Below are 17798 nucleotides of genomic sequence, written 5' to 3'. Positions count from 1 at the left end.
GAGATGACCACTCCGTCTTCCCGCTCGGTGCGCCCCGGCAGTGTGGTGCGCACGGTGTTCCGCCATCGCGGCGGGCGCGGTGCCACGGTGCAGGACCAGGTGGCGGCCGAAATGCCGGTTGCGCTGATCTACAACCAGGTGCCGTTTGCGGTGATGATGGCCACGCCGGAAGACCTGGAAGACTTCGCACTGGGGTTCTCGCTGAGCGAGGGCATCGTCGACCGTCCGCAGGACCTGCGGGTGGTCGCGGTGGAGACCTTCCTGGAAGGCGCTTCGCTGCAGATCGAGATCCCGCCCGAGCGCGCCGCCGCGTTGGACCAGCGGCGGCGCAACCTGGATGGACGCAGCGGTTGCGGAGTATGCGGTAACGAGTCGATCGAGGCGGTGCTGCGCGTGCCGCCGGTGGTGCATTCCGAACTGCGGATCGAAACGGACGCATTGGCGCGTGCGCTGGCTGGACTGCACGCGCAGCAGCCGATCGCCGCGCAGACCGGCGCGGTGCATGCGGCCGGGTGGGCCGATGCCGAAGGTGAAGTGCAGCTGGTGCGCGAAGACGTCGGCCGGCATAACGCCTTGGACAAGTTGATCGGTGCATTGGCGCACGCGCGCATCGATGCATCGCAGGGGTTTGCGGTGGTCACCAGCCGCGCCAGTTACGAGATGGCCATGAAAGCCGCGCAGGCCCGGATACCGCTGCTTGCAGCGATCTCCGCACCCACCGCGCTGGCGATCAGCCTGGCCGACAGTGCGGGCCTGACCCTGATCGGGTTTGCCCGCGATCACGATTGTGTCGTTTACAGCCATCCGCAGCGCCTGAAGCTGGGCGTGGCGGTGGGAGAGCCCGCATGAGCAAGAAGACCATCAAGCAGTACGACAATCCCGCTGGCGGCTGGGGCGCATTGCGCTCGGTGGCCAAGCACCTGATGGAACAGGACATCGCGGTGCAGGGCGCCAAGACGCTGCTGCATGCCAACCAGCCGGACGGCTTCGACTGCCCCGGCTGCGCCTGGCCCGACCGTGATCACACCTCCACCTTCGAATTCTGCGAGAACGGCGCCAAGGCCGTGGCGGCCGAATCCACCGCGCGCCGCGCCGGCGCCGAGTTGTTCGCCTCGCACAGCGTCAGCCTGTTGTCGCAGTACAGCGACTACTGGCTGGAAGGGCAGGGCCGCCTGACCCAGCCGATGCGCTACGACGCGGCCACCGACCACTACGTGCCGGTGAGCTGGGACGATGCGTTTGCGCAGATCGCCAGCCATCTCAACGGCCTGGCGAGCCCGGACGAGGCGATCTTCTACACCTCCGGGCGCACCAGCAACGAGGCGGCGTTCCTGTACCAGCTGTTCGTGCGCGAGTTCGGCACCAACAACTTCCCCGACTGCTCCAACATGTGCCACGAGCCCTCCGGCACCGCGCTGCGGTCGCAGATCGGCGTGGGCAAGGGCACGGTGTCGCTGCACGATTTCGAACTGGCCGATGCCATCTTCATCTTCGGCCAGAATCCCGGCACCAATCATCCGCGCATGCTCGGCGAGTTGCGCCAGGCGTCCAAGCGCGGCGCGGCGATTGCGGCGTTCAATCCGCTGCGCGAGCGCGGGCTGGAAAAGTTCGCCGACCCGCAGGACAAGCTGGAGATGCTGCACAACGGCTCCACGCGCATCGCTTCGGATTACTTCCAGCTCAAGATCGGCGGCGACCTGGCCGCGATCAAGGGCATCATCAAGCATGTGCTCGAACGCGATGCGCAGGCACAGCGCGATGGCACAGCGCGGTTGCTGGATCTGGAGTTCATCGCCGAGCACACCGCCAACTTCGACGCCTTCGCCGCCGACGTGCATGCGGAACGCTGGAGCACCATCGTCGAAGAATCCGGCCTGGACGAAGCGGCGCTGCGCAAGGCCGGCGAAATCTATCTGAAGGCCGAGCGCGTGATCGCCTGCTGGGGCATGGGCATCACCCAGCACAAGCATTCGGTCGCCACCATCCACATGATCACCAACCTGCTGTTGCTGCGTGGCCATCTGGGCCGCCCCGGCGCAGGTGTTTGCCCGGTGCGTGGGCATAGCAACGTGCAGGGCGACCGCACGATGATGATCTACGAAAAGCCGCCGGCCGCGTTCCTGGACAAGCTGCAGTCGGTGTTCGGCTTCGCGCCACCGCGCACCGACGGCTTCGACACCGTCGGTGCGATCGAGGCGATGCTGGATGGCCGCGGCAAGGTGTTCTTCGCGATGGGCGGCAACTTCGCTGCGGCCACACCGGATACCGATGCCACCCACCGCGCGCTGCGCAATTGCGAACTCACCGTTCACGTCACCACCAAGCTCAATCGCAGCCACCTGGTGCATGGGCGCGATGCGTTGATCCTGCCGTGCCTGGGGCGCACCGAAATCGATATCCAGGACGCCGGCTCGCAAGGCGTGACGGTGGAAGATTCGATGAGCATGGTGCACCTGTCGGCCGGCATCAATCCGCCGGCCTCGCCGGACCTGTTGTCCGAGCCGGCGATCGTGGCACGCATGGCCGAAGCCACCCTGGGGGCGCGCAGCGCGATCCGCTGGCGCTGGCTGGTGGGCGACTACGACCGCATCCGCGACCTCATCGCGCAGGTGTTCCCGGATTTTGCCGACTTCAATGAGCGCGTGCGCACGCCAGGCGGCTTCCGCCTCTCCAATACCGCGCGCGACCGCAACTGGGTCACGCCCGAGCAGCGTGCGGTGTTCAAATCGCATGCGGTGCCCACCGACAACCCGATCCATCGTGCGCGGCGTTCGCGTGGCGATCAGATGGTGTTTACGCTGGCCACCACGCGCTCGCACGACCAATACAACACCACCATCTACGGGCTGGACGACCGCTACCGGGGTGTGTTCGGCGAGCGCCGCGTGCTGTTCATCAATGGTGCCGACATCGCGGCACTGAACATGAAGGCCGGCGACTGGGTGGACCTGGAAAGCCTGTGCGAGGACGGCGTGCGCCGCGAGGCGCGGCGTTTCCTGCTGGTGGACTACAACATCCCGCGTGGCTGCCTGGCGGCGTATTACCCGGAAACCAACGCGTTGGTGCCGCTGTCCAGCTTCGCCGACGAAGCACGCACGCCGACCTCCAAGTCGATTCCGGTGATCGTGCTGCCGCATCGTGCCGAAACCGCCGATGCGGCGCCGCGCGACATCGGGGCCGTGCTTGTCCGCTGATCCGCAGCTCACCGCCCAGCTGTTGCACGCTCTGGCCGACGCGCCCGAGGGCGTGTCTCTGGCAAAGCTATGCAAGCAGCTGGGCGTGCGCATGAGCGTGCTGCTGCGCACGCTGGCCTGGCTGGGCACGGCAAACCTGGACGGCGAATCGGGTCCGGACTGGGTCCGCGTAGAAGAGCGTGGCCAACGCCAATTTGCGGTGATCACTGCGGCCGGTCTGGCTGAACACGTGCAGCGTGCAACGGTGCAAGCGGCGCAGGGTGGTTGAGCGAGCTTCCCGCTTTGATGAGCTAGCGGTGTTTTGAATTTGGTTGGCACCGCAGCGTCGTTGGGCGCGCGCGCGGTGCCGGCACCGTTTGCGGGACACGCCGTAAACCCATCAACCGGTCCGCCCGCGCAAAGCGCTGCCACGATCTGCCAGAATCGGTCGTCTTGTTTCCGGATGCCGATCGCCGATGACTGCTGCCGCGCCGCTTGTCACGCCCTCCAATTCGCCTGCGCGCGTGCTGTTCGCCAGTCTGATCGGCACCACTATCGAGTTCTTCGATTTCTATATCTACGCCACCGCGGCCGTGCTGGTGTTCCCCACGTTGTTCTTCCCGGCCGGCGACGGCAATGCGGCGATGCTGCAATCGCTGGCCACGTTTGCGGTGGCCTTCATCGCGCGGCCGGTGGGCTCGGCGGTGTTCGGCCACTTCGGCGACCGCATCGGCCGCAAGGCCACACTGGTGGCGGCGTTGCTGACGATGGGCCTGTCCACGGTGGCGATCGGCCTGTTGCCCGGTTATGCGCAGATCGGCGTGCTGGCACCGGCGCTGCTGGCGGTCTGCCGCTTCGGCCAGGGCCTGGGCCTGGGCGGTGAGTGGGGCGGGGCGGTGCTGTTGGCCACCGAGAACGCACCGCCCGGCAAGCGCGTGTGGTACGGCATGTTTCCGCAGCTGGGCGCGCCGCTGGGCTTTCTGCTGTCCACCGGCACGTTCCTGGGCATGGGGGCGTTGCTGGACGATGCCGACTTCCTGGCGTGGGGGTGGCGGGTGCCGTTCCTGGCCAGCGCGCTGCTGGTGCTCACCGGCCTGTGGGTGCGCCTGAGCATCACCGAAACGCCGGACTTTCAACAAACCCTGGATCGCAAGACGCGCGTGCGGCTGCCGCTGGGCACGGTGATCTCGCAGCATTGGCCTGCGTTGATCGTCGGCACCCTGGGCGCGTTCGCCACCTTCGTGCTGTTCTACCTGATGACCGTCTTTGCGCTGGGCTATGGCACCAAGACCCTGGGCTACGCCAAGGAGCAGTTCCTGCTGCTGCAGGTGGCCGGCATCGTGTTTTTCGCGCTGGGAATCCCGTTGTCGGCCAAGTTCGGCGACCGCCATGGGGCGCCGCTGGCGATGATGCTGGCCAGCATCGCCATCATCGCGTTCGGGCTGGCATTCGCGCCGTTGTTCCAGGCCAATCATCCATTGCAGGTGCTGGGCTTCCTGTCGCTGGGATTTTTCTTCATGGGCCTGACCTACGGCCCCTGCGGCACCCTGCTGGCGCAGCTATATCCCACCGAGGTGCGCTACACCGGCGCATCCTTGTCGTTCAACCTGGCCAGTATCCTGGGCGCGGCACCGGCGCCGTATGTGGCCACCCAGCTGGCAGAACGCTATGGCGTGCAAGCAGTGGGGTACTACCTTGGCGCAGCCGCCGTGTCGAGCCTGATCGCGCTGATGGTGGCGCGGCGTTCGCGTCGCTCGATGCTCTTCAATACGCGATTGCCGTAAGCGCGGGTGTTGGCCTGCGATGGTGGGCGATCGCCAACGCCTGGTCGCGCCCGGGTGCGCTCCTGCGGTGCTGGAGAAGATGCGCTTGGACATGCGTCCAGGCCAACTGCCTTGTTGGTGCGGATGTGCGACGCTCAGCTCGCCAGGCGCACCTGGTTGCGGCCGCCGGCCTTGGCCAGATACAGATATTTGTCGGCTTCGTTCAACAGGTGATGCAGCGACTGGTCGCCTTCGGTTGCAATGCATACGCCAATGCTGACCGTCATGCTCAGCGTTTCATCGCCGATGCGCACGCGCAATGCGCTGATGCGTTCGCGCAGGGTCTCGAAGTAACTGGTGGCGTTGGCTGCATCGAGCCCGGGGACCAGCAGGCAGAATTCCTCGCCGCCGAACCGCGCCACCAGGTCCTGCGGCCGTGCATGCCCGGACACCGAGGCGGCCACCGCACGCAGTGCCTGGTCGCCGGCTTCGTGGCCCCAGGTGTCGTTGATGTGCTTGAAGTGGTCGATATCCAGCATCGCCGCGGTCACCGTCTGCTCCTGCGACAGCAGCTTGGGGATCACCCGCTGGCTCTGTTCCAGGAAATAGCGCCGGTTCGGCAAGCCGGTGAGGAAGTCGCGCGTGGCCAGGTCCTGCAGTGTGCCGATCAATTCCAGCTGGTCCACGTTCTGCGAGACACGGCAGAAGAATTCCTCGCGCGAGAAGGGCTTGCGCAGGAAGTCGTTGGCACCGTTCTTCAGGAAGCGCGGGATCAGCGACGAATCGCTGTTGCCGGAGATGCCGATCACCGCCACCTTGTCGCGCGAGCGGATCGCACGCAGCCGGCGGGTGAATTCCACCCCTTCCATGCCGGGCATTTCCTGGTCGACGATGGTCAGGCGGATGCCAGGATCGCGCTCGATGGCTTCCAGGCCGGCTGCGCCGTCGGCAGCCAGCACCACGCGGTAGCCGTACATCGACAGCAACGCCGCCGCGTAGGTGCGGGCAGACAGCGAGTCGTCCACCACCAGTGCGCCGATGCGGCGGTTGCGCTCCAGGCGCTGCACCAGCCAGGCCAGGTATTCGATGCTGCCCGGTGCGTTCTTGAGCACGTAGTCGATGATCTGCTGCTGCAGCACGCGCTGGCGCAGGTCCTCGTCGTACACGCCGCTGACCACCACGGTGGGCAGGTTGCGCGACAGGAAGAACTCCACCACCTTGTCGCGGTCGCCGTCCACCAGCACCAGCCCGGTCAGGACCAGGAACCAGCCATCTTCTTCGTCGAGCACCCGCGCCGCTTCGGCCAGGGTCGAGACGACCGTGACCGGCAGTTCCACGCGTTGCTCGATGGCTTCGCGCAGCATGCTGGTGAACGTGCGTGAGTTCTCCACCAGCAACACACGTTGCGGCAGAACTGCACTTTCACTGTTGCGATGTAGGGTACCTGGAGACATCGGCTGGCCGTATGGATCGAACCGTCAGATCAGCTAACGGCTCTGCCCGCCGAAACTTGAGCGCTTCGCCGCAGCCTGTGCGCGGTGCCGGCGGCGGCGTTCACCACAGCGCGTCGCGCAGCCGGTACCAGCTCATGGCGGCCACCAGCAACGGGGTACGCAGCCGTTGTCCGCCCGGGAACGGCCGGTGCGCAATGCGGGCGAACACGTCCAGGCGCCGGCTCTGGCCGGCAATGGCCTCGACGATGACCTGGCCGGCCAGGCCGGTCGCCGCGACGCCGTGGCCGGAGAAGCCTTGCGCGAAATACAGGTTCGGCGCGAGCCGGCCCCAGTGCGGGGCGCGGTTGCGGGTGATGTCCACGTAGCCGCCCCACACGCTCTCCAGTGGCACGTCGCGCAGCTGCGGGAAGACGGTGTGCATGCGCCGGGTCATCAGGCCCTGCAGGCTCGGCGGCGGGCGCGACGAATAACTGGCGCGCCCGCCGAACAGCAGCCGGTGATCGGCGCTGAGCCGGTAATAGTCCAGCGCCCAATTGGTATCGGCCACCGCCATGTCGTTGCCGATCAGCGCGCGTGCACGCGCCGCGCCCAGCGGCGGCGTCGCGCCGACATAGGTGCCCACCGGCATGATGCGCTGCTCCAGCTGCGGGGCGATGCCGTGCAGCAAGGCGTTGCCGGCAATCACCCCGAAGTCTGCTTTCACGCTGCCCTCGGCGGTGTGCATCGTGACCGGTGCACCAGCGTCCTGCCGGGTCACCGCCGAGTCTTCGAAGATGCGCACCCCGGCGGCCAGCGCGGCACGCGCCAGGCCAAGGGCGTAGGCCAGCGGATGCAGATGGCCGCTGGCCGCGTCGAACATCGCGCCCAGGTACAGCGGGCTGTCCAGCACCTGCCGGGTGCGGGCGCGGTCCCACCATTGCAGCGGGTAGTCGTAGCGCTCGGCCATGCGCACGATGCCGTGCTGCAGGGCACGGACCTGTCGCGGCTTCAATGGCACATGCGCATGCCCGTCGCGCCAGTCGCAGGCGATGCCGTGACGCGCGATGCGCTGGCGCAGCAGGCGCATGCCATCGCGTGAGAAGTCGAACAGCAGGCGCGCATCCGCATCGCCGACCAGCGCTTCCAGCGTGTCCTGCTCGCAGCCGTAGCCGACGATGGCCTGGCCGCCGTTTCGCCCGGACGCGCCCCAACCGATGCGCCTGGCCTCCAGCACGACCACCCGATAGCCGGCTTCGGCCAGCGCCAGCGCTGCCGTCAGGCCGGTATAGCCGGCGCCGAGGATGCAGACATCGGCCTGCAGCGCGCCCTGCAGGCGCGGCTGGGCGGGCAGGGCTGGCGTGCTGCGCGCATACCAGCTGTCTGGATACGCGTTGCCCGGCGTTTCGCTGGTGGTTGCGGGCGGGCTGCCCATCACACGGTGCGCAGGTACCGGGCGTAATCCAGGTCCGGCACCAGCGCCTGGTAGTCGAACAGCTCACGCTGCTTCTGCTGGCCGAACACCTGCCGGAATTGCCTGCCGAACCGGGCGTCGATGAAATCGCTGCCCAGAAATGCATCCACCGCGCCCTGCCAGGTGCGCGGCCGGAACACCGATTGCGCATAGGCATTGCCCACGATCGGCGCAGTGGGCTCGCCGGGCTGTTGCAAGCCGTCAAGCATGGCCGCCAGCACCGCGGCGGCCACCAGGTACGGATTGGCATCGGCGCCAGCAATGCGGTGTTCGATGCGGGTGTTGCGCGCATCGCTATGCGGGATGCGCAGTGCCACCGTCCGGTTATTGAAGCCCCAGCTGGCATCCAGCGGCACGAACGCGTTGCTGACGAAGCGGCGGTAGCTGTTGGCATGTGGTGCGAACAGCAGCAGACAGGCGTCGGCATGCCGCTGCAGCCCGGCGATGGCGTGCCGCAACGCGGCGGCCGGCGCGTCGGCGCCGCCGGCCAGCACGTTGTTGCCTTCCTGATCCAGCAGGCTCACATGCAGATGCAGGCCGCTGCCGGCCTGGTCGGGGAAGGGCTTGGCCATGAAGCTGGCGAGCGTGCCTTGCTGCTGCGCAATGGCCTTGATGGTGCGCTTGAGCAGGATCGCCTCGTCGCAGGCCGCTACCGCATCGGCGCGATGCTGCAGGTTGATCTCGAACTGGCCCGGCGCGTACTCGGCCACCGCGGTGTCGGCGGGAATGCCTTGCTGGCGGCATGCAGCGGTGACCGCGTCGGTGAAGCCACGCTGGTCGTCCAGGTCCTGCAACGCATACACCTGGGTGCTGGCGCTGCGGGCGCCGGTGACCGGGTCGCGCGGGGTCTGCGGGCGGCCCTGCGCATCGGGCACCGCATCGAACAGGTAGAACTCCAGTTCCACCGCAATCACCGGGGTCAAGCCCCGCGCGGCGAAGCCGGCCAGCACGCGCTGCAGCACCGCGCGCGGCGCCACCTCGAACAGCTGGCCCTCGGGGGTGTGCATCGCCAACAGCAGCTGCGCCATCGGCTGTGGTGCCCACGGCACCGCTCGCAGCGAACCAGCGATCGGCCGGCAGATGCGGTCGGCATCGCCGATGGCATACCCCAGCCCGGTTTCTTCCACGGTATTGCCGGTGATGTCGGTGGCGATCAGCGACATCGGCAGGCACACGCCATCGCGGTACACCTTGCCCAAGGTGTCGGCGGTGATGCGCTTGCCGCGCAGCACGCCGTTGGTGTCGGGCAACAACAGGTCCACCGAGGCACAGCCGGGGATGCGCGCCAGCGTGGCGGCATCGGCGGCGGGCAGGGACGCGACGGGGTTCTCGGAAGCCATGGGCAGCACCTGCAAAGTCGCCGCCAGCCTAGCAAAGCGCGCGTGAGCCGTCGCAGGCCCGCGAGGCGGCGGCGGTGGCAATGGCGGCGGTGGCGCGGTAAGTTCGGATGCACCTGCTGATCAATGCACCGCATCGGGATGTCTGCATGGCTGTCGTACCGCTGGTCGGGCTGCCGACCGATCGCATCGCGCAGGGGCCGCATCCGTTCCTGGCGGCCGGCGAAAAATACGTGCGTGCGGTGGTGGAAGCGGCCGGGGCCATGCCGGTGCTGCTGCCCAGCCTGCAGCCCACGCTGGATGCCGCCGTGTGGCTGGAGCGCCTGGATGGCCTGCTGCTCACCGGGGCGGTCAGCAATATCGAGCCGCATCACTACAGCGACGAATCCAGTTGGGAGGGCAACCCGCACGATGTGGCGCGCGATGCCACCACCCTGGCGATGATTCCACAGGCGCTGGCGCGCGGCCTGCCGGTGCTGGCGATCTGCCGTGGCCTGCAGGAGGTGAACGTGGCGCTGGGCGGGCGCCTGCACCAGCGCGTGCATGACGTACCTGGCCTGCGCGATCACCGCGAAGACCGCAGCGCTGCGCTGGAGGTGCAATACGGCCCCGCCCATCCGGTGCGGTTGCAGTCCGGCGGCTGGCTGGCCGGCATGCGCGGCGCCGACGAGGTCATGGTCAATTCGCTGCACGGGCAGGGCATCGCCACGCTTGCCGACGGGTTACTGGTCGAGGCCACCGCACCGGACGGCCTGATCGAAGCGTTTCGCGGTGCCGGGCCGGCGTTCCTGCTGGCGGTGCAGTGGCATCCGGAATGGCGTGTCACACAGCAACCGTTCTACCGTGCCATCTTTGAGGCCTTCGGCCAGGCCTGTCGCCGCCATGCCGCCCAGCGCGGCCAGTGAGGTTGTATGTCGCTTCGTCAACGTTCGCGCATCGCCACGCCCAAACAGCCGGAGAGCGCCTTGCGCCGCTGGCTCAAGGACCGCCACATCACCGAGGTGGAATGCCTGGTGCCGGACATCACCGGCAATGCGCGCGGCAAGATCATTCCGGCCGACAAGTTCTCGCACGACTACGGCACGCGACTGCCGGAAGGCATCTTCGCCACCACCGTCACCGGCGACTTTCCCGACGACTACTACGCGCTGACCTCGCCATCGGATTCGGACATGCATCTGCGCCCGGATGCCTCCACCGTGCGCATGGTGCCGTGGGCCACCGACCCCACCGCGCAGGTCATCCACGACTGCTATACCAAGGATGGCCAGCCGCACGAACTGGCGCCGCGCAACGTATTGCGTCGCGTGCTCGAGGCCTATGCGCAGGCCAAGCTGCAGCCGGTGGTGGCGCCGGAGCTGGAATTCTTCCTGGTGCAGAAGAACACCGACCCGGATTTCCCGCTGCTGCCGCCGGCCGGCCGCTCCGGCCGCCCGGAAACCGCGCGGCAGTCGTATTCCATCGATGCGGTCAACGAGTTCGACCCGATCCTGGACCTGATGTACGACTACTGCGATGCAATGGAACTGGACGTGGACACCTTGATCCACGAATCGGGCGCCGCGCAGCTGGAAGTCAATTTCACCCACGCCGATGCCTTGTCGCGCGCCGACCAGGTGTTCCTGTTCAAACGCACCATGCGCGAGGCCGCATTGCGCCACGGCGTGTATGCCACCTTCCTGGCAAAACCCATGGAAACCGAGCCGGGCAGCGCGATGCACATCCACCAGAGCCTGTTGCACGCGGGCACCGGCAAGAATGTGTTCAGTGGTAAGCGCGAAGGCGGGTTCAGCGATACCTTCGCGCATTATCTGGGCGGGCTGCAGAACTACATTCCAATGGCCATGGGGCTGCTGGCACCCAACGTCAATTCGTACCGGCGGCTGATGTTCGGCGAGGTGTCGCCAAGCAATGTGCTGTGGGGCTTCGACAACCGTACCTGCGGGCTGCGGGTGCCGATCGATGCGCCGCAGAACATGCGGGTGGAAAGTCGCTTCGCCGGCTCCGACGCCAACCCGTATCTGGCGATGGCGGCGACCTTGGCCTGCGGGTTGTTGGGTATCCGCGAAAAGCTCGAACCAACCGCGCCCATCAGCAGCAATGGCAAGGAGCAGGGCTACGATCTGCCGCGCTCGTTGGGAGAGGCGCTGGATGGGTTGGAGGGATGCGAGGCATTGCAGGAGATGTTGGGCGCGCGGTTTGTGCGGGCCTATATCTCGGTGAAGCGGAAAGAATATGAGACGTTTTTCCGGGTGATCAGCTCGTGGGAGCGGGAGTTCCTGTTGTTGAACGTGTGAGCATCCGAATGAGTATTGCTGCACGTCCCTTCTCCCATCGGGAGAAGGTGCCCGAAGGGCGGCTGAGGGTACGGTGTCGAGTGGTATTGAAGCGTGGCGTGGTTTGTGTGCTTACGTAGTTTTGGGGATTCAAATTTAAAGTAGAGCTTCCACGTTTGCCGGGCATTTCCCTTCTCCCATCGGGAGAAGGTGCCCGAAGGGCGGATGAGGGCGCTGTCGGCGGCAGCGCAAGTTCTTGCGGCCCACCTGCCTGTCGGGCGTGCAAGGGCGTGGCGGCGCGATTTGCACAGCCGTCCACGGTCCGGCCACAGGGTCTGGGTATGCTCTTGGTTCCTGAGGCGTGGAGCAGGTCGTGGATTCTTCTGTGCTCAAGTCGTTGCAGCAACTCGATGCTGCGCATCATCTGCATCCGTTCAACGACAACGCGGCGTTGGCGCACAAGGGCACCCGGATCCTGACGCGCGGTGAGGGCGTGTATGTGTGGGATGCCGACGGCAACAAGTTGCTGGATGCGTTTGGCGGGTTGTGGTGCGTCAATGTGGGCTACGGGCGCAGCGAGCTGGCCCGGGCCGCGGCGCGGCAGATGGAGCAACTGGCGTACTACAACAGCTTCTTCCAGTGCACCACCGAGCCCACCATCCAGTTGGCCGCCAAGCTGGCGGAACTCACGCCGGGCGATCTGAACCATGCGTTCTTCGCCAACTCCGGGTCGGAGGCCAACGACACCATCCTGCGCCTGGTGCGGCATTTCTGGGCGGTGCAGGGGCAGCCGCAGAAGCAGGTGTTCATCGGTCGCCACGATGGCTACCACGGCACCACCATGGCCGGCGCCAGCCTGGGCGGAATGCAGGGCATGCACAAGCAAGGATGCTTGCCGATCCCGGGCATCGTGCATATCGCACCGCCGTATCACTTCGGCGATGGCGGCGACATGGATCCGGAGGACTACGGCCTGCTGGCGGCGCGCCGGCTGGAAGCGAAGATTCTCGAACTCGGGCCGGAAAACGTGGCTGCCTTCATCGGCGAGCCCATCATGGGCGCGATCGGTGTCTATATCCCGCCGCGCAGCTACTGGCCGGAGATCGAGCGCATTTGCCGGCACTACGACGTGTTGCTGGTGGCCGATGAAGTGATCTGCGGGTTCGGGCGCACCGGGCCGTGGTTCGGAGCCGAGTATTTCGGGTTTCAGCCGGATGTGATGACGCTGGCCAAGGGCATCACCTCCGGCTATATCCCGCTGGCGGCGGCGATGTTCAGCGATCGCGTGGCCGGGGTGCTCAAGCGGCAGGGCGGCGAGCTGGCACATGGCGGTACCTATGCCGGGCACCCGGTGTGCGCGGCGGTGGCGCTGGAGAATCTGCGCCTGCTGCAGGACGAGGGCATCGTGGACACCGCGCGCACGCAGATCGCGCCGTATCTGGCGCAGCGCTGGGCCGAGCTGGGCGAGCATCGGTTGGTGGGCGAGGCGCGCATCGCCGGGCTGGTCGGTGCGCTGGAATTGGTGCCGGACAAGCGTCAGCGCGGCAGGTATTTCCCCGGACGCGGGCGGGTCGGTGCGCTCTGCCGTGATTTCGCGCTGCAACGCGGGCTGATCCTGCGCGCCACCTACGACGCGATGCTGCTGTCGCCGCCGCTGATCATCACCCGCGCCCAGGTGGACGAGCTGTTCGACAAGGCCTGGGGCGCGCTGGACGACACCGCGCACGCGCTGGGCAGGTAGGCGCGACAGCGACACATCGCCGGCGCGGCAGCACTCGCTGCAGGAGCATCCTGCGTCCGCTGCCACGGCAGTGCAGGGTCTGGCCTGCCGATCGGCGGCATGGCATCGGTCGCTGCGAACGCGCCTGCGGGCGGCCAGCCTGCTGCCCGGTGCATGGTCAGCGCACCTCCCGGCCGGCCCCGCTGGGCAAACCTGGGCACGGTGGGTAGTCTGGCGGCAGACCGGCCCCGCGCCGGGCCGCCCCCATCGCGCTGGAGACCCACATGACGCTGCGACTGCTCGCACTGACGTTGTCCATCACCCTGTTGTCCGGCTGTGGCGGCGGTGGCGCCCCGGGCAAAGCCGACGCGCAGGCCAAGGTACTCAACGTCTACAACTACTCCGACTACATCGCCGAAGACACCATCCCGGCATTCGAGAAGAACACCGGCATCAAGGTCACCTACGACGTGTTCGACAGCGACGAGATGGTGGAAACCAAGTTGCTGGCCGGTGGCAGCGATTACGACGTGGTGGTGCCCACGCTCAATTTCTTCGGCCGCCAGATCCAGGCCGGCGTGTTCCTGCCGCTGGACAAGAGCAAGATCCCCAACCTGGCCAATCTGGATCCGGACGTGATGCGCCGCATCGCCGCGCAGGACCCGGGCAATGCCTATGGCGTGCCGTACATGATCGGCACCACCGGCATCGGCTACAACGTCGACAAGCTCAAGGCGATCTTCGGCAGCACCGAGGTCGCCAACAGCTGGGACCTGGTGTTCAAGCCGGAGAATCTTTCCAAGCTCAAGGACTGCGGCGTGACCATCCTGGACACGCCCTCGGACATGATTCCGATCGCCCTGAACTACCTGGGCCTGGACCCGCACAGCACGGTGCCGGCCGAGATCGAAAAGGCTGCCGCGCTGATCAAGGCCATCCGCCCGTATGTGCAGAATTTCCATTCCAGCCAGTACGTGACCTCGCTGGCCAACGGCAATACCTGCCTGGCGGTGGGCTGGTCGGGCGACATCATCCAGGCGCGCGATCGCGCGGTGGAAGCCGGCAACAATATCAAGGTGGCCTACGCGATCCCGAAGGAAGGCGCGCCGCAATGGTTCGACATGCTGGCCATTCCCAAGGACGCCAGGCATCCGGACAACGCCTATGCCTTCATCAATTATCTATTGAAGCCCGAGGTGGCCGCGGCCAATACCAACTTCATCCACTACGCCAACCCGGTGCGTACCGCCACGCCGTTGGTGGATGCGGCGATCCGCAACGACCCCACCATCTATCCGCCGCCGGAAGTGACCGCCAAGATGTTTACCTACGCGATCAATCCGCCGGACGTGGACCGCCTGTACACGCGGCTGTGGACCGAGATCAAGACCGGCCGCTGACTGCAGCGCACGCCTGTGCGGCTTCCGAACGGGCGAGGCCGGTGCTCGGAAACCGCACTCCGGATTCCTGCCCGCCGTCCACACCCGCCTGACCACCGCCCGCAATGGATTGCGGGCCGCTCCAAGGTCTACGCGCCACGCACCGACGCGGCGCAGGCCGCCGCGTTCCCATAAAAACCCATCTTGGTCGCGAACACTGCAGACCTGGTCGCAGCTGCATGCGGCTGGTACGGCACCGTCCCGTGGTCGCGTGCCTGCTGGCGCGGCGTGCGTGGCCAACCGCTCAGCGCACGGGCCCGTGCACGCCCAGCGGCGCCTGACCAGACGCATTCACACAATCTGTACTGGCGGGTTCAAATAATTGTATGGTTTCGCCGCGCATGCTGGCGCCGCTATAGCGGCATGCCATCGCGCGCCTCGCCCACGACACACAGGACGCCTCCTTTGAGCAACCAAGACCACCCGTCCACTGATGGCGGCGATTCGTCCGCCGATGCCCTGGGCGATGCGGCCCAGCAGCCACCCAAGCCGTCGCCGCTGAACAATCCCAAGGTCAAGTGGACCCTGATCCTGGTGGGCGTGCTGGTGCTGGTGCTGCTGGTGGTCTGGCTGGCCTATTACCTGGTCAAGGGCCGCTACATGCAGGACACCAATAACGCCTACCTGCAGGCCGATTCGGTGGCAGTGGCGCCGCGCGTCAGCGGCTATGTGACCAAGGTGCTGGTGGGCGACAACCAGGTCGTGGACGCCGGCCAGCCGCTGCTGCAGATCGATGACCGCACCTACCAGGCCACCCTGCAGCAGGCCGAGGCAGCCATTGCCGCACGCCAGGCCGACATCGTGGCCGCCACTGCCAATGTGGCCGGCCAGGAAGCGGCGCTGGTGCAGGCGCGGACCCAGGTGACCTCGGCCGCGGCCAGCCTCGCCTTTGCCCGGGCCGAAGTGAAGCGCTTTGCGCCGCTGGCGGCCTCCGGCGCCGACACCCACGAGCACCAGGAAAGCCTGCAGCACGAACTGGCCCGCGCCCGTGCCCAGTACGACGCCGCACAGGCGCAGGCCATCGGGGCGCAAAGCCAGATCCAGGCCAGCCGCGCACAGCTTGAACAGGCCCAGGCCGGCCTGAAGCAGGCCACTGCCGATGTCGACCAGGCACGCGTGACGGTGGAAGACACCCGCCTGACCAGCCGTATCCACGGCCGGGTCGGCGACAAGACCGTGCAGGAAGGGCAGTTCCTCGCCGCAGGCACCCGCACCATGACCATCGTGCCGCAGCAATCGCTGTACCTGGTCGCCAATTTCAAGGAAACCCAGGTCGGCCTGATGCGCCCCGGCCAGCCGGCCGAGATCGAGGTGGACGCGCTGTCGGGCGTGAAACTGCATGGCAAGGTCGAAAGCCTGTCGCCGGGTACCGGCTCGCAGTTCGCGCTATTGCCGCCGGAAAACGCCACCGGCAACTTCACCAAGGTGGTGCAGCGCGTGCCGGTGCGCATCCGCGTGCTGGCCGGCGAGGAGGCGCGCAAGGTGCTGGTGCCGGGCATGTCGGTGGAAGTGACCGTGGATACCCGCTCGGCCAAGGACGCCAAGCAACGCGCCGAAGAAGAATCCGACCGCGTGCAGGAGCAGGAGCGCGCGCGATGAGCGCAGCGGCCGCCACCGGCCAGAGCGCCGGCGGCAGCGCAGGCCGCGAGAAGGCCAGCCCGGGCGCATGGCTGGCGGTGCTGGCCGGCACCATCGGCTCGTTCATGGCCACGCTGGACATCTCCATCGTCAACGCCGCGCTGCCCACCATCCAGGGCGAGGTCGGCGCCAGCGGCACCGAAGGCACCTGGATCTCCACCGCCTACCTGGTGGCCGAGATCATCATGATCCCGCTCACCGGCTGGTTCGTGCGCACGCTGGGCCTGCGCAACTTCCTGCTGATCTGTGCGGTGATGTTCACCGCCTTCTCGGTGGTGTGCGGCCTGTCGACCTCGTTGCCGATGATGATCATCGGCCGTGTCGGCCAGGGCCTGGCCGGCGGCGCGTTGATTCCCACCGCGCTGACCATCGTGGCCACCCGGCTGCCGCCCAGCCAGCAGACCACGGGCACCGCGCTGTTCGGCATGACCGTGATCATGGGGCCGGTGATCGGCCCGCTGCTGGGCGGCTGGCTAACCGAAAACGTCAGCTGGCACTACGCCTTCTTCATCAACGTGCCGATCTGCGTGGGCCTGGTGGCGCTGCTGCTGCTGGGGCTGGAGCATGAGAAGGGCAACTGGGCCGGCCTGCTCGATGCCGACTGGCTGGGCATCTACGGCCTCACCGCCGGGCTGGGCGGGCTCACCGTGGTGCTGGAGGAAGGCCAGCGCGAGCGCTGGTTCGAGTCCAGCGAGATCAACACGCTGAGCGTGATCGCCCTCAGCGGTTTCATCGCGTTGATCGTTGGCCAGTTCCGCAAGCGCGCACCGGTCATCCACCTGTCGCTGCTGCTGCATCGCAGCTTCGGCGCGGTGTTCATCATGATCATGGCGGTGGGCATGATCCTGTTCGGCGTGATGTACATGATTCCGCAGTTCCTGGCGGTGATCTCCGGCTACAACACCGAGCAGGCCGGCTATGTGCTGCTGCTGTCCGGGCTGCCCACCGTGCTGCTGATGCCGATGATGCCCAAGCTGCTCGACGTGGTGGACGTGCGCATCCTGGTGATCGCCGGCCTGCTGTGCTTTGCCGCCGCCTGCTTCGTCAACCTGTCGCTGACCGCCGACACGGTGGGCATGCATTTCGTCGCCGGGCAGCTGCTGCAGGGCTGCGGCTTGGCGCTGGCGATGATGTCGCTCAACCAGGCGGCCATTTCCTCGGTGCCGCCGGAACTGGCCGGCGATGCCTCGGGCCTGTTCAATGCCGGCCGCAACCTGGGCGGTTCGGTCGGCCTGGCGCTGATCTCCACCTTCCAGGAGCGGCGCATGACCTTCCACACCGAAACCATCGGCAGCTCGATCACCGCCAACGCCCCGCGTGCGCAGGAGGCGCTGGCCGGTCTGAGCGCGCAGATGCAGGGCAGCGCGGGGGGCGAGGCGGCGATGCGCTCGATAGCGCAGTTCGCGCGGGTGGTGCAACAGCAGGCGCTGGTGATGACCTACAGCGACCTGTTCTGGATCTTCGGCATGATCGTGGTGTGCACGATCCCGCTGGCCTTTTTGCTCAAGCCGTTACCCAAGGGGACGCACCTTGCGATGCATTGATTCC

13 protein-coding genes are annotated in these 17798 nt (G+C 66.9%); 10 read left to right on the top strand and 3 right to left on the bottom strand.

Features of this window, described 5'->3' with window-relative positions:
* Positions 1–3 precede the first annotated feature (3 nt).
* The 4 genes from fdhD to HG421_RS09975 all read left to right on the top strand — a co-directional run bounded on the left by fdhD (position 4) and on the right by HG421_RS09975 (position 4957).
* Positions 4–849 carry a formate dehydrogenase accessory sulfurtransferase FdhD gene (gene fdhD, locus HG421_RS09990; RefSeq protein ID WP_169706260.1) on the top strand — a complete coding sequence of 282 codons (846 nt, stop codon included), beginning with the start codon at positions 4–6 and terminating at the stop codon, positions 847–849.
* On the top strand, positions 846–3194 hold the full coding sequence (locus HG421_RS09985) for an FdhF/YdeP family oxidoreductase (protein WP_169706259.1): 2349 nt from the start codon (positions 846–848) through the stop codon (positions 3192–3194). The genes fdhD and HG421_RS09985 overlap by 4 nt, the downstream gene beginning before the upstream one ends.
* A complete protein-coding gene (locus tag HG421_RS09980; RefSeq protein ID WP_169706258.1) occupies positions 3184–3462 on the top strand; it encodes a hypothetical protein in 279 nt (92 codons plus the stop codon). Before HG421_RS09985 ends, HG421_RS09980 begins: the two co-directional genes overlap by 11 nt.
* A 187-nt stretch (positions 3463–3649) precedes the next feature.
* Positions 3650–4957, top strand: coding sequence for an MFS transporter (locus tag HG421_RS09975; protein ID WP_169706257.1), 1308 nt, complete (start codon positions 3650–3652; stop codon positions 4955–4957).
* Positions 4958–5091: 134 nt separating this feature from the next.
* Here the strand turns inward: HG421_RS09975 and HG421_RS09970 are convergent, their stop codons facing one another.
* The 3 genes from HG421_RS09970 to HG421_RS09960 form a co-directional block, all read right to left on the bottom strand.
* Positions 5092–6390: a diguanylate cyclase gene (locus HG421_RS09970; protein WP_169706256.1), complete on the bottom strand. Its 1299-nt coding sequence runs from the start codon at positions 6388–6390 to the stop codon at positions 5092–5094.
* 100 nt (positions 6391–6490) lie between these two features.
* Positions 6491–7801, bottom strand: a complete 1311-nt coding sequence (locus HG421_RS09965; protein WP_169706255.1) for an NAD(P)/FAD-dependent oxidoreductase — start codon at positions 7799–7801, stop codon at positions 6491–6493.
* On the bottom strand, positions 7801–9180 hold the full coding sequence (locus HG421_RS09960) for a glutamine synthetase family protein (RefSeq protein ID WP_169706254.1): 1380 nt from the start codon (positions 9178–9180) through the stop codon (positions 7801–7803). Before HG421_RS09960 ends, HG421_RS09965 begins: the two co-directional genes overlap by 1 nt.
* A gap of 146 nt (positions 9181–9326) precedes the next feature.
* Here HG421_RS09960 and HG421_RS09955 point away from each other — a divergent pair, with 146 nt between their 5' ends.
* From HG421_RS09955 to HG421_RS09930, 6 genes are all read left to right on the top strand, one after another.
* Positions 9327–10082: a gamma-glutamyl-gamma-aminobutyrate hydrolase family protein gene (locus tag HG421_RS09955; protein ID WP_169706253.1), complete on the top strand. Its 756-nt coding sequence runs from the start codon at positions 9327–9329 to the stop codon at positions 10080–10082.
* 6 nt (positions 10083–10088) lie between these two features.
* Positions 10089–11474 (top strand): glutamine synthetase family protein, encoded by a 1386-nt coding sequence (locus HG421_RS09950; protein WP_169706252.1) that lies wholly within the window; start codon positions 10089–10091, stop codon positions 11472–11474.
* Between the two features lie 352 nt (positions 11475–11826).
* On the top strand, positions 11827–13194 hold the full coding sequence (locus tag HG421_RS09945; RefSeq protein ID WP_169706251.1) for an aspartate aminotransferase family protein: 1368 nt from the start codon (positions 11827–11829) through the stop codon (positions 13192–13194).
* A gap of 263 nt (positions 13195–13457) precedes the next feature.
* Entirely contained in the window at positions 13458–14573 is a 1116-nt protein-coding gene (locus tag HG421_RS09940) for a polyamine ABC transporter substrate-binding protein (protein ID WP_169706250.1), read from the top strand.
* Positions 14574–15017: 444 nt separating this feature from the next.
* A complete protein-coding gene (locus HG421_RS09935; RefSeq protein ID WP_169706249.1) occupies positions 15018–16211 on the top strand; it encodes an HlyD family secretion protein in 1194 nt (397 codons plus the stop codon).
* Positions 16208–17794, top strand: coding sequence for an MDR family MFS transporter (locus HG421_RS09930; RefSeq protein WP_169706248.1), 1587 nt, complete (start codon positions 16208–16210; stop codon positions 17792–17794). The genes HG421_RS09935 and HG421_RS09930 overlap by 4 nt, the downstream gene beginning before the upstream one ends.
* Positions 17795–17798 lie beyond the last annotated feature (4 nt).

Origin of the sequence: Xanthomonas campestris pv. badrii (genome assembly GCF_012848175.1) — a bacterium.
In the GTDB taxonomy this organism is placed as follows: Bacteria; Pseudomonadota; Gammaproteobacteria; order Xanthomonadales; family Xanthomonadaceae; genus Xanthomonas; species Xanthomonas campestris_C.
This window is presented reverse-complemented; position numbering and strand designations above follow the sequence as displayed.

Coding starts and splice junctions, on each gene's coding strand:
- fdhD (WP_169706260.1), top strand. CDS start 4: ATGACCACTCCGTCTTCCCGCTCGGTGCGCCCCGGCAGTGTGGTGCGC.
- HG421_RS09985 (WP_169706259.1), top strand. CDS start 846: ATGAGCAAGAAGACCATCAAGCAGTACGACAATCCCGCTGGCGGCTGG.
- HG421_RS09975 (WP_169706257.1), top strand. CDS start 3,650: ATGACTGCTGCCGCGCCGCTTGTCACGCCCTCCAATTCGCCTGCGCGC.
- HG421_RS09970 (WP_169706256.1), bottom strand. CDS start 6,390: ATGTCTCCAGGTACCCTACATCGCAACAGTGAAAGTGCAGTTCTGCCG.
- HG421_RS09965 (WP_169706255.1), bottom strand. CDS start 7,801: ATGGGCAGCCCGCCCGCAACCACCAGCGAAACGCCGGGCAACGCGTAT.
- HG421_RS09960 (WP_169706254.1), bottom strand. CDS start 9,180: ATGGCTTCCGAGAACCCCGTCGCGTCCCTGCCCGCCGCCGATGCCGCC.
- HG421_RS09955 (WP_169706253.1), top strand. CDS start 9,327: ATGGCTGTCGTACCGCTGGTCGGGCTGCCGACCGATCGCATCGCGCAG.
- HG421_RS09950 (WP_169706252.1), top strand. CDS start 10,089: ATGTCGCTTCGTCAACGTTCGCGCATCGCCACGCCCAAACAGCCGGAG.
- HG421_RS09940 (WP_169706250.1), top strand. CDS start 13,458: ATGACGCTGCGACTGCTCGCACTGACGTTGTCCATCACCCTGTTGTCC.
- HG421_RS09930 (WP_169706248.1), top strand. CDS start 16,208: ATGAGCGCAGCGGCCGCCACCGGCCAGAGCGCCGGCGGCAGCGCAGGC.